The following is a 20,963-nucleotide window of genomic DNA, read 5'->3' as shown; positions in this document are numbered from 1 at the left end:
ACATAGGCCGACATATCGTTTATCTGACTCTGACCAGCTAACGCAAAATGTAGGATGTAGTACTGAAGAATTCATAAGAAACACCTTGTTGGTTTACAGCCTCGTCCTTACTTGGCTTGAACTTAGTTTCGGTCAAAACGTACTTACCAACTTGACCACAAACGCCAAGCATTTGACCGCTTATGCAAAGGGCCAAAAACAAGATGAAAGAGGTGCCAAAAGGCTGACAGGAGCTTTAAAAAGACCAATAAAGACAATGATTTCGGCTACATAGAGCCACTAGCACAGCTTGTAATAGGGGCATAGCTATAGGCAGGGACAAGGGCACATGCGCTTGCCTAGAAGTAGACGCATAAACGGGAAGGCAGCTAGGGTAAAAGCAGCCAGAACCAAGAGCGATAGCAAAGCGGCTACAGCCCATACCATGCCCTATTTACAGTGTTCTAGGCCTGTAGTTTAAGGGTCTGAGTTCTAAGGCCTGCTAAAACCTATAAGCCAAGCCTTAAAGGCGCTGCAAGTACACAGGTGATAAGTAATGACCTAAGCCTGTTTCACTCAAAACTAAAAAGAAGTTAAGCTGGGCTAGCAGCTAAATAAGTATTTGATCTAGGCAGGCTATTATTCACTTAGCTGAACAAGCGCTTTACCTCACTTTTACCGACATGCCAGAATCAAGGCATCAAGAAAAAACAATAAAGGGTCCACGAATGATTGCCACAGAACTGATCGAAGAAATCAACCTATTGCTGCAATTTGACTTAAGCAGCTCACAAGTCGGCTTAAAAATTCACAGCACTGCTGACGCATCCGTTATTGCTGCTGCCCAGCGCCTGTATGAAAAAGGCCTAACCGATCACGTTGATGGTGGTTATCTAACAAGCCTAGGCCGGGAAAGTGCTGAATACCTGCAACGATCAATGACTATTCTGACATCAAAACCCGAACTACCAGTGACATAAGTGACTGTTTAATTCGCCTTATTGCAAGGTATCTATCTACGCGTTATCGCTCTGTCATCAAGCTCAGCTAAAGAAAAGAGTATGAGCTTAAAGCCATACTCTTTTCTATTCAGTACAGCGCGTAACGCTGAGCCTAGTAGGTATTAAACGATGTCGTAGTTTTTAAGTGGCAGCTCTCGATAGCGTTTGCCTGTTGCAGCAAAAATTGCATTACACAATGCCGGAGCTACAGGCGGCACACCTGGCTCACCTACACCACCTGCTTGGCTATCGTTATTTTCAATAATGGCAACTTCAATTTCTGGGCACTGCGCTATACGCAGCTGCTCATAGTCGTCAAAGTTACTTTGCTCTATGACCCCGTCTTTGGCTGTTAGCTCACCATAAAAAGCCAAACTTAAGGCAAAGATGACCGAGCCCTCTAACTGAGCTGCAGCACGCTCTGGATTAACAACAACGCCTGCGTCCATCGCCATCCAAACTTTCTCTACTTCAATTTTGGAACCTTTAGTCACCACTTTTACCGCACAGGCGACATTAGTACAAAAACTTCTGTGCACGCTGATACCCAAACCCTGCCCTTTGGGTAAGGTTTGAGGCCAAGCACTCATGCTTGCAACTTTACTTAAACACGCTTTTAGGCGCTGAGTATCGTAGGGAAATAAAGCAATATCAGAACCGTAGTTAAAATAATCGGCACCTTCTTTAGTGAAATCGATATGACGATCTTTGCCGATAAACTCTAACCAGAATTGATAGGTATCTTTGCCTAAGTAACGCGCAAGTTCATCAACATAACTGCCTATCGAAAAACCGTGACCAATATTACTCACCGAGCGCATCCAGCCATAGCGCACGTGTGCGGGTCCTGGGCCACTGGTAGAGAGAATATTGGGCACATCAAACGGGATGTCTTTCATACCAAGATTGGATTCAAACGCGATACCCGATGCGCCTTTGGTGAACAAAGAGCGAATACCTGGGCCCGTATCTTTGTGACGCCAAGCGCTTATCGCACCGTCTTTATCAATAGCGGTACGGATACGCTGATAAGTACATGCCTGATAATAGCCATTTTTAACATCATCTTCGCGTGTCCAGCACACCTTGATAGGCAGGCCACTTTCCTTACTTAATAAGGCCGCCTCGACCACAAAGTCTTGTTTACTTTTTCGCCCAAAAGCACCACCAATTAAGGTGACATTCACAGCCACATTTTCTTTTTTGGCTCCGAGCTGTTGCACAATATTATCAACAGCAGCTTGCGGGTTTTGAGTTGCAGCCCAAGCCTCTACGCGCCCGTCTTTATGCCAAATAGCCGCAGCAGCCGGTGTCTCCATCGGCATATGGGTTAAATCAGGAATATAATAACTTTGTTCAAACTGTCGTTCGGCATTGGCAAAGGCTGTATCAACATCGCCTTTAGTGCGATGGGTTTCAGTAACGATATCAATGTCGGCTTCTAACTGCTTACGATAGGCCGCGCTGTTATACACAGCATGTGGGCTGTCAGACCAGCTAATCTTTAGTTTTTCACGGCCTTTCATCGCCGCCCAGGTATTCGTGGCTATGACCGCAACACCACCAAGGGGCTTGTAGATTAATGGCTCCTGCCCCGTTGGAATTTCTATTACCTTAACAACACCGGGCACCTTAAGCGCTTGGCTTGAGTCCAGTTTTTTAACCGTCGCACCCAGTACAGGCGGCCGCTGTATAAAAGCAATATGTAGGTTTTCTAACTCAACATCGATACCAAAAACAGTCTGACCACTGGCAATAACATCCGCATCCACGTTTTTGATAGCTTTATTGCCGATAAACTTAAAATCACTTTTTTCTTTTAAACTCAGCTCTTCTTTTTTAGGTACTGGCTGAGTTGCTGCAAGTTCAGCTAAGTCACCAAAACGGGCTTTTTTATTGCCAGCATAAACAAAACCATTTTGGGCCTTACAGTCTTTAACATCGACATCCCACAGCTGTGCAGCTGCGGCCTCTAGCATTTGTTTACCTGTTGCACCGGCTTCTCTTAAGGCGTAATAAAAATTGCGAATGGAACTGGAACCATCCGTATTCTGACTGCCGTATTTCTCATCACCTTGGGCCTGAATCACCTCAACCTGATTCCAGTCAGCTTCTAGTTCATCGGCTACAACCATAGGAATACTTGTGCGCACCCCCTGCCCCATTTCACTGCGATGGCAAATAACGGCAACAGTATTATCTTTGCGTATTTCTAAATACACGCTGGGTTTAAATAGCAGTTCACTTTCGTTGACACCGGCTAAAACACGCGGAACCATCGTGGCTGCAGGAATACTTGCACTAAGCACAAGTGATGATTTAGCAACACCGGCTAATAAGCTGCGGCGACTGATATTTTCAATACGGTTCATTCGCCTTCTCCTATTTCACTTCAACAGCTAAATCAGCTGCCAATTTAATGGCTTGTTTAATTCGCGGGTAAGTACCGCAGCGGCAAATATTGCCTTGCATAGCCTTGACAATATCTTGCTCGCTAGGCTGTTTTACCTTTTCTAATAAGGCGGCAGCACTCATCATTTGCCCACTTTGGCAATAACCGCACTGCGCAACATTCAGCTCAGTCCAAGCTTGCTGAACGGGGTGGCTGGCATCCTTACTTAAACCTTCAATAGTAGTGACTTTTAAACCCTGCACACTTGAAATAGGTAACGAACAGGATCGCATAGGCTGGCCATTAATATGCACCGTGCATGCACCACACAAACCTTTACCGCAGCCAAATTTAGTGCCTTTTTGTTTAAGCACATCGCGCAAAGCCCACAACAAAGGCATGCTTTCATCTACATCTAAGCGCTGCTTTGTTCCGTTTAATTCAAACTCAATCATCTCAACCCCCATTATCTAACATCTAGCTTAATGCCTAGATCGCACCTAGCTAACATGTACATTACAAGCGTAAACCCAAAGACCCACAAAAAACTTAAAACAAGCCTTACTACAAGGGTTAACTTATTTAGCAAGTGCACTTAGCCCATCCACTAAGTGCGCTTGTTGTACGTTTAATTCACCCTGTTAATTCTCCGTATAATTAACAGGGCTCTCTATTATTTTCTCTACTCTTTCCTCTATTCTTAATGAGTTTCTGGAAAGTGCGTTCTAAAAAGCTTTAGATCGTTTTCTGTATCTAAATCCACAAAGGCACGGTCGAGCGCTACTTGCTCACATAAACTAGCATGCTGTTTAAGCACTCTACGCGCACCAACATCAGCCGGTAAATTCAAAAATAATTCTAAATGCTCAAACTCACAAACAAGTGGTGGCCCAAGAGCAGAACGAGCTTTATTCACTGTATGTGTTATCGGCTTACTACTGGCCCGCCAAGCATCAATACAGCTAATATAATGCCTTGTTTCAAGCTGCCACTGATCGACAAGTGCGATCAATAAAGCGCTTTTTGTATTAAGCGCATGTGCCGCAGCAAGGCTGACACTTGAGCCCATTCCACTTTGCCACTGTTCATTGTCTAGCACACTCAGTTTATTTATAAGCGGTGCTAGCTGGTCTTTTATACTTTGAGCCTGAAAACCCAAGACCACAACAAGCTCAATGTCCAAACGCCCCTGATAATGAGCTTGCACAGCTAGTAACTGCTTAAGCTTAAGACTAATCCAAGGCTCAACATCAAAATGCGCAGACAGTGCTTTATCTTCACCCTGCGTGTTAAGACAAGCTAATAAACACTTATTTTGCCCTAAACGCGATGACTGACCTGCAGCCAATAACGTTAGACTAAGCCTCTCTAACATAAGTAAGCTAAAGCCTTTTCTTTCTGTGATGAAGAAAAGAACAATTGCAGTTCAGCACAAATACTTAAAGCAATAGCTTCTGGGCCTCGCCCACCTAGGTCTAGACCAATGGGCCCATGTAAACGCTTGTCCTGAGCTTTATTGGTAAGCCCCAAGGCCTTAAGCAGTTTTTGCTTACGCTGCTCTGGCCCCAACAAACCAATATAATTAAGCGATGAGGCTAGAGCCAACGCTAGGGCTTGCTGATCACGAGCTAAGTTATGGCTCATAATTACAATAGCCGAAGCCCCACTTAAACTGTGTTCACACAATGCTGTAGAGCACACGGTTTCAAATTTTGAAGAAAAACGTTGCAACTGTGCTTCGCGGTGGTCACATACTCTTACGCGCCACGCTAATTGCTCGATCATAGTGATCAGTGCATCAACATCGGGGCCTGCACCAACAATCACCACTAAAGGTGCGGCTTCAACGGGAATACACAGTGTATTGTTCTGCGTTTTATCCTGTCGCTGATCTAGCAGTTCTTTATGGGTATTTTGAGCTATGGTGTCTTCACATTCAGCCTGTTGAGCCTCTACATATTCAGCTTTGTTGGTGCACAGGCTTAATTTATAGCAGCCTTGCCCGCCACCAGAAAGTGCAGCCAATACCCGATCAAAATATAAAAATGCATTTGCGGGATTAATAAGCTGAAGTACTAATTCAACTTCGCCTTCACAACCAGCTCCCAAGCCCCAAAGCACGGCTTCTTCGCCTTTTAAATCGTAATGTAAGAGTTTGGGTTCGGCGGTAGAAAAAACGTGTTTAGCATGCAGGGCGATATCGGCTTCCAGACAACCACCACTTAACAAACCATAACAACGGCCCTGCTCGGTGATTAACATCATCGCACCCGCTTTTTGATAGCTTGCACCACGGGTACTGACAATACAGGCCAGCACATAGCTCTTCTGTTTATCAAAGGCCCTTAACAGCTCACGATAACTAGTTTGCATGTTCTTTACTCTCTAACAGCTCGAGCAAAGACGTCCACGGCAACATAGCGCACTGAACTCGCACTGGGAACGCTCGAATAGGCGTAAGCGCTTTATAAGGCTCTGGAAGCTGATCTTGCTCTTCTGAGAAATACCCTTGCAAGGCCTTATAAATCGTACGCGCATTTTGTACATTCGTATCAGCGAGATGTTCACATAAAAGGCTGGCTGAGGCGCGACAAATAGCGCAGCTATCACCATCAAAGGCCACTGCTTTAATAGCATCACCTTCTCGCTTTACTTGCAGTTCGATCACATCTCCGCATGCTAGGTTGCTGCCCTTTTTATATTCAGCGTTTTCTAGTTTTTGTTTAAAACCAAAGGGCTGCTTATGTAGGGCCAGCAGTTGCTGCTGATAAAGGGCTAGCTCACTCATTCACCATACCTACTGGCTCATTGACGACAGCTAATAATTCGTAGGCCCTCGATAAAGCCTTGATAAATAAATCCATATCTTCTTTATTATTATATAAACCCAAACTCACTCGGCTTGAGTTACTTACATTTAACTGTTTGTGCAAGGGTTGAGCACAGTGCAAACCTGCCCTTAAAGCTATATTCTCTGCATTAAGTAACGAGGCCAAATCGTGGCTATGTAAACCTTGGCAAGTAAAACTGATTAACACGGGCAGCTCTGCCTTAGTATTCTCACCAACTCCCACATCGCTGGCACTGATATCCCAACTCAGCAAAGGCTGAACAAAATCTAAGCTATTTAACTTGCCCAGTAAATAGCTTATTAACACGCGCTCGTGCTCTAATATCTTCTGCCAACCAATGGAGTCTATAAAATCAATGGCTGCATGCAAAGCCACTATGGCTGCTATATTAGGGCTACCGGCCTCATAAACTTCAATCCCCTGGATAAAACTGGCTTGCTGCCAATCTACCTCAGTCACAATACCACCACCTAAGCGTGTGGGTTTAAACTCTGTTTGCGCAGCTTTACAGACATACAACACCGCACAACCCGGACCAGCATAGAGCTTGTGACCAGAAAAGACATAAAAATCACAAGCCCAAGACGCCACACTAGCAGGAACGTGAGCCACAGCCTGTGAAGCATCAACTAATAGTCGGGCCCCCACTTTATGAGCAATAGCAGCCCAAGCACTGACATCGTTGATCACACCTAAAACATTACTCACTTGAGACATGGCAAGCAGCACTGTATTGTCATCAACGAGTGCTTTTAAGTGGTTTAAATCGACCTGACCATGTGCATTTAAATCAACCACCCGCAACTGCGCAGATGCTTGTTTGCAGACCTTTTGCCAAGGCAGCAAATTAGCATGATGCTCTGCTGCACTGATCACCACATTTTGCCCAGGCTTAAGGCGCTCACTCAACCAGCCCGAGGCCACCATATTAATGCCCTCTGTGGCACTGGAGCAAAAAGCCAGCGTATCGGCACTTTCAGCTCCAATAAAGCGTGCGGCGGCTGAGCGAGCATCACGCACTAAACGAGTTGCCGACTCGGCTAAACGGTACTGACCACGCCCACTGTTAGCATGCTGATAACGCAAATAATCAAAGACGCGTCCACTGACACATCGAGGCACCAAGGCGGTAGAAGCGCTGTCTAGATAGATAAGCTCAGGCTCAGTATCAAATACCGAAAATGCTTTCTTAATACCACTTATATCAATTGCGCCCACGTAAAGAGCCCCAACATGTAAAACTAAGATGCTAACATGATGATCTTAAAGGCACAGTCAAATGAGCTTAATGGCTTGGAATAGACGATAAATACCCTACTCAGCGTCCCCAGCGATAAGTCAAAGACAAAAGCTCTATAATGACGCATACCTTGAAGAGCAATAAAAAGAGAGCAACCTTAATGACATGACTGAATTCACTAGCGCTTAGACTAATGAAGACCATTTCGAATAGAAAACAGGTTTGTATAAAGAGCGGCTTAGCATAATAAGCCACTTAACAAGCCTAATAACTCAGAGAGAAAGCGCACAACGCGCTTATCGATTAGAATCACTACACGCTTATAAGTACCCCTAGATACATGAAAACACCCAAACGCCTACAGCCTCTTGTTGATGATGGTTTAATAGATGAAGTCATCAGCCGTCTCATGAGCGGCAAAGAAGCCGACATTTTTATCGTTCGCTGTGGTGAACACATTCGTTGCGCCAAAGTTTATAAAGACGCGGTAAAACGCAGTTTTAAAAAAGCAGCCCAGTACCAAGAAGGCCGTAAAGTTCGCAGCGGCCGACGAGCCCGTGCTATGGAAAAGCGATCTAACTATGGCCGCAAGCAACAGGAAGAAATTTGGCAAAATGCCGAAGTGGATGCTCTTTCAACCTTAAGCCGTGCCGGTGTGCGTGTACCTGATACTTTTGGCTGTATTGATGGTGTACTGCTAATGGAGCTTGTCACAGGTGAAGATGGTGAAGTAGCACCACGCCTAGGCGAGGTCATGATGTCTGAAGAGCAAGCGCTTGAAGATCATCGTTTGATGATGCACTACATCCAACTGATGCTTTGTGCGGGTATCGTACATGGTGATTTATCGGAATTTAATGTCTTAGTTGACGAGTACGGCCCCGTTATTATCGACCTACCTCAAGCCGTCAATGCCGCTGCCAATAATAACGCCCAAGCCATGTTCGAGCGCGATGTAAATAATATGCGTCGCTATTATGGTGAATTTGCGCCTAGCCTATTACAAAGCCAATACGCTAAAGAGATGTGGGCACTTTATGAAGAAGGTGAGCTCAAGCCTAATAGCGAATTAAGCGGCAACTTTAAAGATGATGCAGCCAGTGCTGATGTTGACTCAGTGATTGCCGAAATTAAGGCCGCCTTTGAAGAAGAGCAAGAAAAACAAGAGCGTATTCGCGACGCCAATGAGGGTTTGTAAACAGGGGCAGAGAAGCACTCTGCCCCGCTCTAGTAGGTTGCTCTACCACAGCTTACTTAGCGAATGAACACCAACAAATAGCAAAGCGCAAACACTCACCCAAAACAAGAAATTAAACATAAAGCCGGCAGGTATCAGTTTCTCTGCGGGGTCGCGTTTAAAACAAATCGCTGCAAATACCACAAGTACTAGCATCAAGGTTAAAGCCAGCGCCCCAAATACCACCATTTGCACCGGTGCCTGAAAGAATAAAAATAAAGCCGTCCACAGCAGTGGGACAAACACAGCCAAGCCTTTAATTACCTTAGAGCGCTGCTCTTCGTTGTAATAATCAAGCAAGCCCACTTGCGCAAAACCATCGGCAAACATACGTGTAGCGGAGACACCGGCAACAAACAAGGTAGAAAATAAAGTAACAAAAGCCCCAGTTAAGAAAATATAATGAGCATAGTCACCAAGTATGGAGGTATATATTGAAGATAAAGTTGAGATAAGCTCTCCGCCTTCAGGAACCAAGCCTTGCGAATGTAAAACCGATGCACCAAGTAAATAAAACGCAGCCGTTGAAAGCGAATAAATACACAGCGAAAGCACTCCATCAAGGTACATTACCTTGAGCCAACCTTTGGCGCGCAAAGTCCAAGCCTCGGTATTGTCACGCTTGCCAACACTACGCGCATAGCCTTTTTCTAAACACCAATAAGGGTAAGAAATAATCTCATCAGCCCCGACGCCGGTAATACCAAACATCGCCATCGCTAGACCAAGGCTCGCAAGAGGTAAGTTCATCTCTAAGCCTGAAGCAATATCTGACCACTCAATTTTAAACTCCGTAAATTGCACCGAGCACACTGTATATACGGTATAAATACTAAAGAGCCCAACTAAAGTAATCGCAAATTTTTCAATAAAAGGATAATCACCGCGATAACACATAAATGCAGCCAGAGAACCAACGAGTATCGCACAAGCACTAATCGGCAGTGCCGGTATAGCCAAATTCAGCACCAAAGCCACCCCACCAATAATGCCGCCGTACTGGACCATCTGAAAACTTTTCAGACCTAACCAAGTCCAAACTGTCCAAGAACGCCCGCGTAATCTTGGCCCCGGAAGCTGATTAAACGACTCAAGTGTTGTCTGCGAACTTAATATTGCATGTTTTCCAAACTGTAGCTGTATAGCTACCTTGGCTATACAGCTAAGAATAACAACCCAAAGCAAGATAAAACCTGCTTTGGCACCAAGGGTTGTGGTTACGATCAGCTCACCAGAGCCGACCACATTAGCGGTAAGAATTAAAGATGGCCCAAGATGCTTTAAACGTTCTTTAAAGCTCGCAGGGGCTGCTTGAATATGTTTAGCCGAGAGAGTGTACTGATCCATATGGGTATCTATTAGAATTATTTTTAGTTTTTAGTGTCTATTAACACGAACTTAAGCATCTTCTCTACAGGCTGACTTAGCCACAGCATTAAGGCCCCTTAGCACTGAATATTAAGAGCGCAGATACAAGTGGTAGAGAGTTAAGATCGTGTAATAGGAGTAAGTGTCACATGTAATACAGCCATCGTAAAGTAAGAGCCCTATAGCCCCTTCCATAATAAGGCCATAGACTTGCAACGAGCGTTAGAACAACTTGTTCAAATATAAGGATATATAAATGGATGCTAGCTTAGTTACAAGCCTAGGTGACGTTGGTGTACCCGCGGCCATTATTGCAGCCGCTTTGGTCACATGGATTTTTCAACCCATTCACAAAAAGCTCTCCTTAGCATCAGGCAGCCTTACCCTTGTTACTATCTGCCTTTATGTCCCTATTGAACTCTTCCCCAAAGCTCAAAATGCTTTTTCATCCGCCGAACTGCAATTAGAACCCGAAAAGTTCTTTGTCTTTAACGAACTAGGGAAGACCACTGACTTTACGGCCAGCTGCAGCAGCGGTAGCCGAGTAATCGCGCAACGAGTCATTAGTGCAGCCCAACCACCTGAATGGCCTAAGCGAAAACTGAATATGAACATCAATCCCGATGCTGATTCTTATACTCTTAACGCTAATGGCGAAGCTGTAGGAGTACTTACAGAGCACACCCTCAACAACTTAGGCTTAGTAAAAGCCTCAAGCATTAGAACTTGTAGCCGGCCTCACTTTGTTGCTTCATCAAAAAAAGTTTATGTCGGCGATAGCTGGGAACTCGGGCATATTAGCCCTAATCTAGGGCAACTGCGCCTAGACTTTCAGGGTATTCAAGCAGGAAAGGCCCTTGTTTCCCTAAAATCATCCATCTTGGCACACCCCAAACCAGCAAGCCTGACTATTGCAAATAAGTCTTTTGATAGCCAAACTTTTGAAAGTAATTATGAGCTTATGGTGCAAGTGCGTGAAGCCGACTTTACCCGCAGTAACGGCCAACAATGGGCTGCGTTTACGGTGATTGTTTCGGAGTAGGCTTCAAAATAAACTTCTGATCCAACTTAAGTATAAGTACGCACCCTAAAAGTGATACCTCTAAGCGCAAGTCTTAATTGATAAGAAGGTCAAAAGCTAAAATAACTCACAGTCTCTAATAAACTGTCATAGAGACACGAGATCTATAAGGTTAGAACTCGATTTCAGCAAGCTTTTTATGTTTTTTCTCAGCAGTAATAGGTAATTCTAAACTGTAGCCAAAGTGTTTAAAATCAACAGCATAGATCTCTTTCACCAAACTAACAGCCTCGTCTGTATAATAGCGGCTAATTTTATCGTTTGCGTTTTTCCCGTGGCGCTGCTCACAAGTAATATATTGTTCAAAATCATTACAAATCTTAGACAATACAAACCTAAAGTCTCTATCCATCGACTCTAGCCTACCAACAAAATCAAAACGCATACGATCATGGCTAGCCACATAATATTGGGGCATCCAATGTACATCCATGGTAGAAACAGGTTGGTTTGAAACTGCCCGTAAAAAATCAACAAAAGAAACGTCAAACAAATCATCAGAGCAATTATGGCCAAGCTGAAGAAGTATCTGCTTTCGCTGAATACTAGAATACCCACCACATATCTTTTCTAGGTACGCAGATAAAACTCTAGTGTAAGGATTTCGTACAAAGGTAAAGGTAAAGGGCTGAGCAACAAGAAATCGATCAAAATCAACCAACTCATGGGCACCACACAAAGGCGACACGCTTTTATCATGAATCTCTATAGGGTGGCGCCATATTTTATAAGGACGTTGCAATTCCAGCTTTTGAAGGGTTGATATCACACTACTACACCCCGACTTAGGAGTTGAAATAAACAAGTAGCCATAACGTTTAGAGATATTAATCGCTAAATCAAGCTCCTCCGGTGGAATATGAGTACAGTACTTCGCTAAAAGCACATCAAGATTAACATACACACCATTAGCACGTGTTTCGACAGAATGACCCACTATTCTTCACCTTATTTGCAGCCAAGATACACATAAGAGTACCTATAGCAAGACATATTATTATGATTGTAGATAGAGATTTAATAGTTTATAGGCGCTTATAAGAATGCATAGAAAGAGCCTAACAAAGATCCACATCCATACGAGACGTAACAAGCAATGCAGTAAATAATATGCAAACTTTGAATAGCCGGGTTACAAAGTACCCGGCCACCCACCTTTATTCTAAAATAAAGGAAAAGCTAGCAACAAACTTACTCACCAGTATAGGTAGGATAAGTTGGAGTTGTAGGATTTGAAGGAGTAGTAGGATTTGAAGGAGTAGTAGTAGGACCAGTGTGACCTTCATCACCAGAGTACGGGTAGTAGCTAGTAGAAGGACAGTAGTAACCACCAGATACAGCTTCAATTTCACTTAACTTAAGTTCACGAATTTCCATGATAATTTCCTTAATCATTTATTGTATAAATTTATGCAACCAAAGACAGTTGCTTCCATATCCCCTCCCAAAAAGAAGGAATTCTTTTATACCCTACTAAAATAAACTAGGGTTATATTCTCACCTTAAATCTATATTTAGAAAACCAGCTAAGCCGCTACCCGCTTTGCTTGATAGTACATTCTAGTTTGGCCATTTCTTTCAAAAGCTAAAAATCGCATTTTCCTTAAATCACGCAGCAACAAAGGTTTTGCCTCACGAGCCATTCCAGGGGCAAACACCACCGAATCAAGCCAATATAAATAGCCATCATCCCATTCATAGGTATAACGCAAATAAGAAGGTCTAATCAGTTTAGCCCTCATGGTTTCGGTTGTAATTCTTGCAATGGTGTAATAACCAACTGGCACACCATCTGCAGTACGTAAAATCACCAACAAACCACGGTGGGCACAATTAGACAGCAGGCTTACATCATGAGGGCTAGAATTCAAACCCGAGTTTGCGCGCAGCATGATCGCTTCAGCAAAAGAATCTTCTTCTTTAATATTTAAAAACATACTAAACCAAACACTCCAACTCTTCGCTCACTAGTAAACGATCAAGCACTTCGAGATAACCAGTAAAGTCATGACCGTACAAAATAAGATCCTTATGCCTACTATGTAAAAACCCCTTCAATTCATCAAAAGAGGAAAACAAAAATGTTTTATTTAAATACTGGTCCACAAAAGTATATTTAGAATCACTATAATCGAAGGTAACTTTTATGGAGCATGTTTCAAACAACACAACCGCAGAGTCAACCGGTGTCGCCATAATCCACTTTATCGACTCTCTAACCCCTTCGATAAACCTAGGAACACAGTTAAACTTATCATCAGAATCACACTGTTTATAAACGTACTCTTTTAAGCTTTCATCACTATTAGAATATACGTAGGAATCCATATTAAAAATTCTTACGAAATATGCTCGACGCATTGAAACAATGATCTTTGACATAGCAAAATGAAGTACATTTTCTTGGCTAACACCGGCTTCTTTTGCAGCTTGCTTCCATAGTTCAAGACACGCAGAGGTTTCTACCGACACACGCTCCCCCCCCTCTTCATACAGTGCCACAGCAGAAGAAAACAATTCTGACAGAAAAATAACAAGCAGGGAGTTTTGGTAGCGGTCTGAATACGATTCAAGCCCCATAGCCAATGAGCAGACATCGGAGCTTATTTTTTTAGATAAAACCTCGATGCAAGATTTAATCTTAGGGTCAGAAAGGTCAACACCGTCAAGCCCTAAAAGGAATGGGATATAATATTCAAAATAGGCCTGAGACTGCTCGATATAGTATTTGGATAGTACGTCAGGGTTTAGCTCTATCCGATTAAATTTAGCGAAGCTAAGAACACACTCCTGAACTTGAGCAATGATTCTCTCTTGCTCAAAATTCAAGGAAGGATTGAGATCAGATTTGTATAAGCGCCCCACTCCATAGTTTGTTTCCCATGTATCAACCCAGCGTCCATCGAGCGATATGTTTGATGGGCTGAGTGCGTTGTGGGCTATACCGTATATTTTTGCAAAAGCTAACTGATTGGCGCTTGCTGACAAATATTTACCCATAAACTGGATATAACCATTTTTACCACCGAGCAATTCATTCAGCCGTTTATTAGCAATACGCGTTCGACCAGTATCCGACTTGGCGCGAATCTGTTTTGATATAGGCTGAAATATAGGGCATTGAATGAAATGAGCTGGGCGTATAAATGCCTCACGGACTAAAATAATTCCGTCGCCGCGCTTAAGGTAATAGTCATCAGGACCATAGGTTTCAGGGTTATGAGCAACGTGATAACCAGCTTCAGCAGAGACATGAATAATACCGTATATAGCAACGGTACCTAAAGGTAGAATTTCATCTAAAACAAGCGTACTTATCACCTCTTGCAGAGAGGTTTTTAGGTCTGCTCCTCCATAGGAATGGTGCAAACGTAACATCTTACCTTCAAGAATATTTGAACCTATTCCTTTGAGCTGAAAACGATCAAATGTACCTGTTCGAACCCCGCCACCATGGGCCAATGTTCCCGCCCCACCATAGCGCTCAGCTTGTACTGTAAGCGTATCATTAATATCAAATTCCAAGCCCTCAAAGCACTCGGTACCAGAAATTCCGTAAGCGAATGTATCACAGAACGCATCACTATTTTTTAAGTGGTGATATTCAGGTGGAAGCGAAAGTATAGCTTCGGAATTCACCCACATGGTTTTTGCATTTTTAAATTTTGTACACGTCGTGGGAATATTTAATTCTTTAAACTGACTAACTGACAACATTTTATTCTCCAAGCTTCCTGCCATCCCTTTTGAAAGATGAATATCACGCCAAAAATAATTTTATTTTTATGAAGATCAGCAAGAAAACATCAAAAGGCGAAAAAATACTAACACCTTATTATTTTTTTTTACAAGCACAGACATGATATTTGACGCCATTACAACAACAAGTGGCGCGATAAACACCGCGCCTAATTGTATCCACAACCAATAAATATCAACTGTTGACATGCAAATATCGGAATATATGCTATGACACAAAATAAAAAGCGCCAAACACAGCAACGCATACGTTAAATTGGCAAGCACAATGAAACCAATACTAAAGCCCCAGCTTTACTTAATGAAAAATGCTTAGCAGTGAATAACACTGAGATCGCTAATACACCCCAAAAAAAATAGAGCAATAAAACACGCTCATTTATTGGATTAATTAACTTTACTATTTGGATGTAGAGTGTCGACATTATTTAGAAAGGAAGCTCTAGACACCCAAAGTCAGCATTGGTATAGCGATACACTTATAGCTCAACCACCTTCATTACGACTTTTGGTTCTTCTTTCCTTAGTATTACTTATTACGTTAGTTGGGTTTGCGGTCCTTGGGCAGTACACACATCGCGAGCGTGTGTCAGGCTATTTAGTACCAGACAAAGGCTTAAGCCATGTATTTGGTGAGTATGGGGGATACATCACCAAACAACTTGTTGACGAAGGCAGCTTTGTTAGCAAAGGTGATCCTTTATTTGAAGTTCGATCAGAAAAATCCAGTACTAGTGGCGATATAAGCAGCCAAATCTCTCATAACATCCAAACAAACATTAAAAACATACAAGATGACATTGCTATCTCTGAACAGCTTCATAGAAAAGAAAAAAGAAAACTACAGGATACCCTCACATCCAAAATCAACGAGCGAAAAATACTTCTCCTCCAAGAGCAAGAACGAAAATTATTTATCAAAATAATCAAAAAAGATCTAAATAATTATGCTCGCCTATATAAAAACAAGCAGATGTCTGAAGCCGAGTTAAACTTAAAAAAAATAGAGCTGTCTCAAGCTGTCATTGCACTTAATGATACCAAGTTTAGAATAACATCATCGGACTCAAGTATAAGTAATCTTGAACACGATTTAGAAGCTATTGATCTTACGCATGAGCAAGCCAAAAGCCGTGACGAACAGCGTATTTCGGAGCTAGAGCGTAACTTAATCACAATCAAATCCAATTCCTTTTATGTTGTTAAGGCCCCTATATCAGGCTCAATCAGTGTGGTACTTGCTCGACCAGGGGAACGAGTAGATCTAAGAACACCTCTAGTATCTATTCTGCCAGAAAACAGTAAGCTAGAAGCTCATTTACGTGTCCCTTCACGCGCTATTGGTTTTAGCCAAGTTGGACAAGAGATAGAAATACAATATGACGCATTTCCATTTCAAAAATTTGGCAGTTTTAAAGCGATCAACAAATCTATTTCAAAAAGCTTAATCAACAATGGCGAGCTAGATCCAGCTCAGCAAGTTTATTTAGTTAAAGCCACGCTTGAAGAGCAAACTGTTAACACAAGAAATAGAACCATTGAATTGCGTGCAGGAATGACATTCTCAGCCAATATGGTCGGAGACAAGCGCTCTATTATCTCTTGGGCTTTTGAGCCTTTACTCAGTTTAAAAGGGTATTAAGGTGAGCGCACTTAACTTTTCATCAAGAAAGAATGCAAAACTGGTCTTGCAGACCGAGGCTGCCGAATGCGGGCTTGCCTGTCTCGCTATGGTGCTGAGCTACCACGGACATGAAATAGGCCTTCACGAAATACGCAAAGAACACGCCATTAGTATTAAAGGTGCCACTTTAAGCCAACTAATGGCCGTTGCAGAAGATCTTAAGCTAGATACAAGACCCTTGCGTATTGATATGGAGGCACTCGAAGCTATCAAACTTCCAGCTATCCTTCACTGGGATTTAAACCACTTTGTGGTTATTACCAAGGCATCAAAGAACAGTATAACCATTCTAGATCCGGCACTTGGAGAACGAAAGTACAGCCCCGACTATGTATCTAAGCATTTTACCGGCGTTGCACTTGAGTTAGTCCCACTACCTTCTTTTGAAAAAAAGATTGAAAAAGAACGCATCAATCTATGGGACTTCGCTAAAAGTATTCACGGTTTAAAATCAAGCTTGATTCAAGTCTTAATTCTATCTTTGGTACTGCAAACGATTGGCATCGCCATGCCCTATTACATGCAGCTCGTCGTTGATAGTGCCGTTGTAAATAACGACAAGAACCTTGTGCACACCTTAGGCATAGGCTTTTTATTACTTTCATTTTTTAGTGTTGGCATTAGTCAAGTGAGATCATGGGCCCTACTATATATGGGTACCAGTTTTAATTACCAACTTACCTCTGGTCTATTTCGCCATTTAGTAAAGTTACCTTTCAGCTGGTTTGAGTCGCGCCATGTGGGAGATGTTGTTTCTCGCTTTGGTTCTGTAGGCAGTCTACAACGAGCCGTCAGTGACTCTCTTATTGGTGCAGTCTTAGACGGCATTATGGTTGTTACAACGCTAATAATGATGTTCTTATACAGCCCCAAGCTTGCCGCCATTGCTGTTTTTTCAGTATTCGTATATCTGGCTTATCGCATGATATTTTTCTACCCAATGCGCGCGGTCACAGAGAAACAAATTGTTGCATCGGCAAAGGAAAACAGTCACTTCATCGAGACATTACGAGCAATCATGCCTTTAAAGATGTACAACCGTTTAGAGGTTCGTATATCGATGTGGCAGCGAAAGTTTTCTGACTCCATGAATGAATATATTCGCGGTGAAAAACTACGCATTGCTTATAGCATGGTAGATGGCATCACCTCGTCCATAGAAAGTATTGCCATCGTATGGATAGGCGCTCTACTTGTTATTGAAAATGAGTTTAGCATTGGCATGCTGTACGCATTTGTAGCCTGGCGTGGACAGTTTTCAGGAACAATACGTTCACTTATTAACGTTTATTTCGAATTTAAAATGCTCGGTTTACATATGGATCGTATAGGCGACATCGCACTGACTGAACAAGAAACAGCCAGCCGAACAACCTATCTTGAAGACAAGAAAACAACTAAAGGGGCGTTAAGCATATCAAACCTATCCTTTCAATATTCTGAGAGCGAAGCCCCTGTTTTTAGCGAGGTGAATTTAAAGGTTAAGCACGGCGAAAGTATTTCGATTATTGCGCCATCTGGTTTTGGTAAAAGTACACTGCTTAAAGTATGGGCAGGACTACTCAAACCAACGGAAGGCAATATCTTTGTTGACGAGCAAGATATAGAAAAAATTGGTCTTGCTAGTTATCGTTCTATTTGTGCATCTGTCATGCAAGATGACGTGCTTCTATCTGGTTCAGTAGAAGAAAATGTTAGCTTTTTTGACGAAAAGATTGATGTTGAAAAAGTCACTCGCTGCCTTCAATTAGCCCACGTATTTGACGAAATAGCAGACATGCCCATGGGCTTAAAAACCCTAGTGGGCGATATGGGTAATGCTTTCTCAGGAGGGCAAACACAGCGAATACTTCTTGCTAGAGCCCTATATCAAGACCCTAAAATACTTTTTTTAGATGAAGCCACAAGCCATCTAGATACCGCTACAGAAACACTGATCAATCAAGCGTTAAATCAACTTGCTATCACCCGAGTAGTAATAGCACACAGACCTGAAACCATTTTAATGTCAGACAGGATCTACGATTTCTCACTAAGAGAAGATATTACAAAAGCCGACTATAAACTGAAGCATACCTCCTAAAAGGATTTCACATGAGCAAAGCACATGAGCAGGAACTAACAGCAGTAAATGATGAAGTGCCTTTAAGGCAAAAATTTGCATATTCTACAGGTTTAGCCGCCGACTTTTATGCTATCCAAAGTGTGAATCTAATGGCAATGATTGTTTATAACGTTGTTCTCGGTGTAAGCCCTTTGGTTATTGGCACTATTATGGCCACCGCTCGTTTCTGGGATGCTTTTGCCGATACATTTATTGGTAGAGTTACTGATAATTACCGCTCAAAATACGGCCGAAGAAAGCCATTTATTCTTATCGGCTCCATCGCAACTGCAATTACGCTGCAACTCATCTGGTTAGTTCCAGAGCAAGCAAGCGACTTATTTTCAGCTATTTATTTTACCGTCACCCTCTTTCTATTTTATACCGCTTACACTATTTTTACTGTTTCATACGAATCTTTGGGCTCAGAACTAACACCAGGTTATGAAGCAAGAAATCGTCTTTTTGCCTTCCGAGAAACCTTAAAAGGCCCAATTGGCCTTGGGATTCCATGGCTTACAGCAATGATGTACTGGGATATCTTCGATTCGCCTTTAGAGGGCGCTAGATATACCGCATTAGTCGTTGGCGTACTCATTGTAGCAGCCGGATTTATTACCGTTATAGGATGCCGAGAACGCTATCGCTCGTTAGCTAAGGAACAGTCTAAAGTCACTTTTAAGCAGTCTTTATCCGTCATTACCAAGAACAAACCCCTACTCTTTCTAGCCACCGCGGCATCATTAAATTTATTTGGTATATTTTTAAATGGCTCTTTAGGATTCTATGTTAGCACCTACTATCTTTTTGGTGGTGATGCTGAATCTGCCACTATTCTTGGGGGCTACGGCGGAACACTCGCGATAGCTGGCGCAACATTAGGTGCAGCATTTACTATGCGCTTTCTATCCGATATTGATAAAACAACATTAGCTCGCTACAGCTTATTATGCTGTGCCATTTTTAATGCGATTCAATGGTTTACCATCACCCCACAAAACCCCTATCTATCACTTATATCCCTACCTCTTGCAAGTGCCGCTAATGCCGCGTTTTGGGTGGCAGTAGCCTCTTTAAAAGCCGATGTGTGTGATTGGGAAGAGCATCGCTCAGGAGAACGGCGTGAAGGTGTTGTATCAGGTGCGATGAGTTGGATGTGCAAACTAGGCATATCACTGGGTTTGCTTTTCACCGGCAGTTTATTAAGTATTATTGGTTTTGATAGTACCTCAAAGAATCCACCATCAGCTGAACTATTAGCAAATATGAAGCTTAATTATGTTCTTGTTCCAACTATTTTTTACTCTATCTGTTTCTGGATTATGGGCTTTTATCCGCTATCAAAACAGCGCTGCTCTGAAATTCGCGAAAGTTTAGAATTAAGACGCGGATGGGTCTAAAAACTGATCGTTAACTATGTTTAATTTCATTGCGCTTCAACGGTATGTAACCGCGAAGCGCAATTTACTATAAACACAACAAAACCTATCCTATTCGTAGGCCACTTAAATACCTGTCCCATAAGCTAGAACATTACCAAAATAAAACCAGAGCACCATTATGTCGGTCGCCTTGGAGTCATCTTGAAAGCAAGCATAAAAAAAGTACTCAATTTCATTTCATTTAAATTATTGCGTAGCTCGGACTATCGCATATATTCAACACAGCTTTTTTATTACCCCAAAGTACAAGCAAATGTATCAAAAGCCTCAACCATGACAGGTAGTGGTACCTTGCATATTGGCAAAGCCTGGCATGGCTTTCGCTACTATGACTCACTCTTAACCGTATCTGCTGATGCACAAATTAAAGTAGACAAAGACTTTGAGATTTTTACAGGCTGCCACCTTGTTCTCCTACACGGTGCAGAATTAAAGCTGGGCAGCGGTTTCATCAATATGAAGTCCACCATTTACTGTTCTAAAAAAATACACATTGGTCACGGTGTTGCCATTGGTGAACATGTCTGCATAAGAGATAGCGACGATCACGATATAGGTAGCGGTAAATCCAAAGCGGCAGCAATTACTATTGGTGACCATGTGTGGATAGGTATGAATGCCACCATTCTCAAAGGCGTGACCATAGGTAAAGGAGCCGTCATTGCAGCAGGAGCTGTTGTGACACGTGATGTGGCTGAGCGCACTCTAGTAGGTGGTGTTCCAGCTAAGCTCATCAAAGAAAATGTAGACTGGAAACCCTAACTATTAATTAATTCAACGGTATCTTAGTGATAAGGCACCGATAAAATTCTCGTTAACGCTCA

The 20,963-nt window shown here is 42.6% G+C and carries 18 protein-coding genes; 7 read left to right on the top strand and 11 right to left on the bottom strand.

Translation table 11 applies throughout. The features are described 5' to 3' along the window. The first annotated feature begins 707 nt into the window (after nucleotides 1-707). Entirely contained in the window at nucleotides 708-959 is a 252-nt protein-coding gene (locus AB1S55_RS11235) for a TIGR02647 family protein (RefSeq protein WP_370978261.1), read from the top strand. Nucleotides 960-1,102: 143 nt separating this feature from the next. On the opposite strand, the gene AB1S55_RS11230 is transcribed toward AB1S55_RS11235, so the two are convergent. The 6 genes from AB1S55_RS11230 to AB1S55_RS11205 form a co-directional block, all read right to left on the bottom strand. Further along, nucleotides 1,103-3,352 carry a molybdopterin cofactor-binding domain-containing protein gene (locus tag AB1S55_RS11230; RefSeq protein WP_370978260.1) on the bottom strand — a complete coding sequence of 750 codons (2,250 nt, stop codon included), beginning with the start codon at nucleotides 3,350-3,352 and terminating at the stop codon, nucleotides 1,103-1,105. Nucleotides 3,353-3,362: 10 nt separating this feature from the next. Further along, entirely contained in the window at nucleotides 3,363-3,827 is a 465-nt protein-coding gene (locus AB1S55_RS11225; RefSeq protein WP_370978258.1) for a (2Fe-2S)-binding protein, read from the bottom strand. A gap of 245 nt (nucleotides 3,828-4,072) precedes the next feature. Then, complete coding sequence (locus tag AB1S55_RS11220) at nucleotides 4,073-4,747, bottom strand: NTP transferase domain-containing protein (protein WP_370978256.1); 675 nt, start codon at nucleotides 4,745-4,747, stop codon at nucleotides 4,073-4,075. Beyond that, nucleotides 4,741-5,745 (bottom strand): XdhC family protein, encoded by a 1,005-nt coding sequence (locus AB1S55_RS11215; RefSeq protein ID WP_370978254.1) that lies wholly within the window; start codon nucleotides 5,743-5,745, stop codon nucleotides 4,741-4,743. The genes AB1S55_RS11220 and AB1S55_RS11215 overlap by 7 nt, the downstream gene beginning before the upstream one ends. Further along, on the bottom strand, nucleotides 5,735-6,160 hold the full coding sequence (locus AB1S55_RS11210) for an iron-sulfur cluster assembly scaffold protein (protein WP_370978252.1): 426 nt from the start codon (nucleotides 6,158-6,160) through the stop codon (nucleotides 5,735-5,737). Before AB1S55_RS11210 ends, AB1S55_RS11215 begins: the two co-directional genes overlap by 11 nt. Further along, entirely contained in the window at nucleotides 6,153-7,442 is a 1,290-nt protein-coding gene (locus AB1S55_RS11205; RefSeq protein ID WP_370978251.1) for an aminotransferase class V-fold PLP-dependent enzyme, read from the bottom strand. Before AB1S55_RS11205 ends, AB1S55_RS11210 begins: the two co-directional genes overlap by 8 nt. 362 nt (nucleotides 7,443-7,804) lie before the next feature. Here AB1S55_RS11205 and AB1S55_RS11200 point away from each other — a divergent pair, with 362 nt between their 5' ends. Continuing rightward, nucleotides 7,805-8,662 (top strand): PA4780 family RIO1-like protein kinase, encoded by an 858-nt coding sequence (locus AB1S55_RS11200; protein WP_370978250.1) that lies wholly within the window; start codon nucleotides 7,805-7,807, stop codon nucleotides 8,660-8,662. A 42-nt stretch (nucleotides 8,663-8,704) separates the two neighbouring features. On the opposite strand, the gene AB1S55_RS11195 is transcribed toward AB1S55_RS11200, so the two are convergent. Further along, nucleotides 8,705-10,048 carry an Nramp family divalent metal transporter gene (locus AB1S55_RS11195; protein WP_370978249.1) on the bottom strand — a complete coding sequence of 448 codons (1,344 nt, stop codon included), beginning with the start codon at nucleotides 10,046-10,048 and terminating at the stop codon, nucleotides 8,705-8,707. A gap of 277 nt (nucleotides 10,049-10,325) precedes the next feature. Between AB1S55_RS11195 and AB1S55_RS11190 the strand changes: the two genes are divergently transcribed. Next, nucleotides 10,326-11,111 (top strand): hypothetical protein, encoded by a 786-nt coding sequence (locus tag AB1S55_RS11190; protein ID WP_370978247.1) that lies wholly within the window; start codon nucleotides 10,326-10,328, stop codon nucleotides 11,109-11,111. Nucleotides 11,112-11,262: 151 nt separating this feature from the next. Here the strand turns inward: AB1S55_RS11190 and AB1S55_RS11185 are convergent, their stop codons facing one another. The 4 genes from AB1S55_RS11185 to AB1S55_RS11170 all read right to left on the bottom strand — a co-directional run bounded on the left by AB1S55_RS11185 (nucleotide 11,263) and on the right by AB1S55_RS11170 (nucleotide 14,867). Further along, the gene (locus AB1S55_RS11185) at nucleotides 11,263-12,087 is read right to left on the bottom strand and encodes a sulfotransferase family protein (protein ID WP_370978245.1); all 825 of its coding nucleotides are present in this window, start codon (nucleotides 12,085-12,087) and stop codon (nucleotides 11,263-11,265) included. 254 nt (nucleotides 12,088-12,341) lie between these two features. Continuing rightward, entirely contained in the window at nucleotides 12,342-12,527 is a 186-nt protein-coding gene (locus tag AB1S55_RS11180) for a hypothetical protein (RefSeq protein WP_370978243.1), read from the bottom strand. Between the two features lie 149 nt (nucleotides 12,528-12,676). Next, entirely contained in the window at nucleotides 12,677-13,087 is a 411-nt protein-coding gene (locus AB1S55_RS11175; RefSeq protein WP_370978242.1) for a hypothetical protein, read from the bottom strand. A 1-nt stretch (nucleotide 13,088) separates the two neighbouring features. Further along, nucleotides 13,089-14,867, bottom strand: coding sequence for a hypothetical protein (locus AB1S55_RS11170; protein WP_370978241.1), 1,779 nt, complete (start codon nucleotides 14,865-14,867; stop codon nucleotides 13,089-13,091). A 457-nt stretch (nucleotides 14,868-15,324) separates the two neighbouring features. Between AB1S55_RS11170 and AB1S55_RS11165 the strand changes: the two genes are divergently transcribed. The 4 genes from AB1S55_RS11165 to AB1S55_RS11150 all read left to right on the top strand — a co-directional run bounded on the left by AB1S55_RS11165 (nucleotide 15,325) and on the right by AB1S55_RS11150 (nucleotide 20,901). Then, nucleotides 15,325-16,551, top strand: a complete 1,227-nt coding sequence (locus AB1S55_RS11165; RefSeq protein ID WP_370978239.1) for an HlyD family secretion protein — start codon at nucleotides 15,325-15,327, stop codon at nucleotides 16,549-16,551. 1 nt (nucleotide 16,552) lies between these two features. Then, nucleotides 16,553-18,676, top strand: coding sequence for a peptidase domain-containing ABC transporter (locus AB1S55_RS11160; protein WP_370978238.1), 2,124 nt, complete (start codon nucleotides 16,553-16,555; stop codon nucleotides 18,674-18,676). An 11-nt stretch (nucleotides 18,677-18,687) separates the two neighbouring features. Further along, on the top strand, nucleotides 18,688-20,097 hold the full coding sequence (locus tag AB1S55_RS11155) for an MFS transporter (RefSeq protein WP_370978236.1): 1,410 nt from the start codon (nucleotides 18,688-18,690) through the stop codon (nucleotides 20,095-20,097). 183 nt (nucleotides 20,098-20,280) lie between these two features. After that, complete coding sequence (locus AB1S55_RS11150; RefSeq protein WP_370978235.1) at nucleotides 20,281-20,901, top strand: DapH/DapD/GlmU-related protein; 621 nt, start codon at nucleotides 20,281-20,283, stop codon at nucleotides 20,899-20,901. The last annotated feature ends 62 nt before the right edge of the window (nucleotides 20,902-20,963 follow it).

The organism is Agaribacterium sp. ZY112, assembly GCF_041346925.1.
Taxonomy (GTDB): Bacteria; Pseudomonadota; Gammaproteobacteria; order Pseudomonadales; family Cellvibrionaceae; genus Agaribacterium.
The sequence above is the reverse complement of the archived record's forward strand: the minus strand, read 5'-3'. Positions and strand labels throughout refer to the sequence as shown.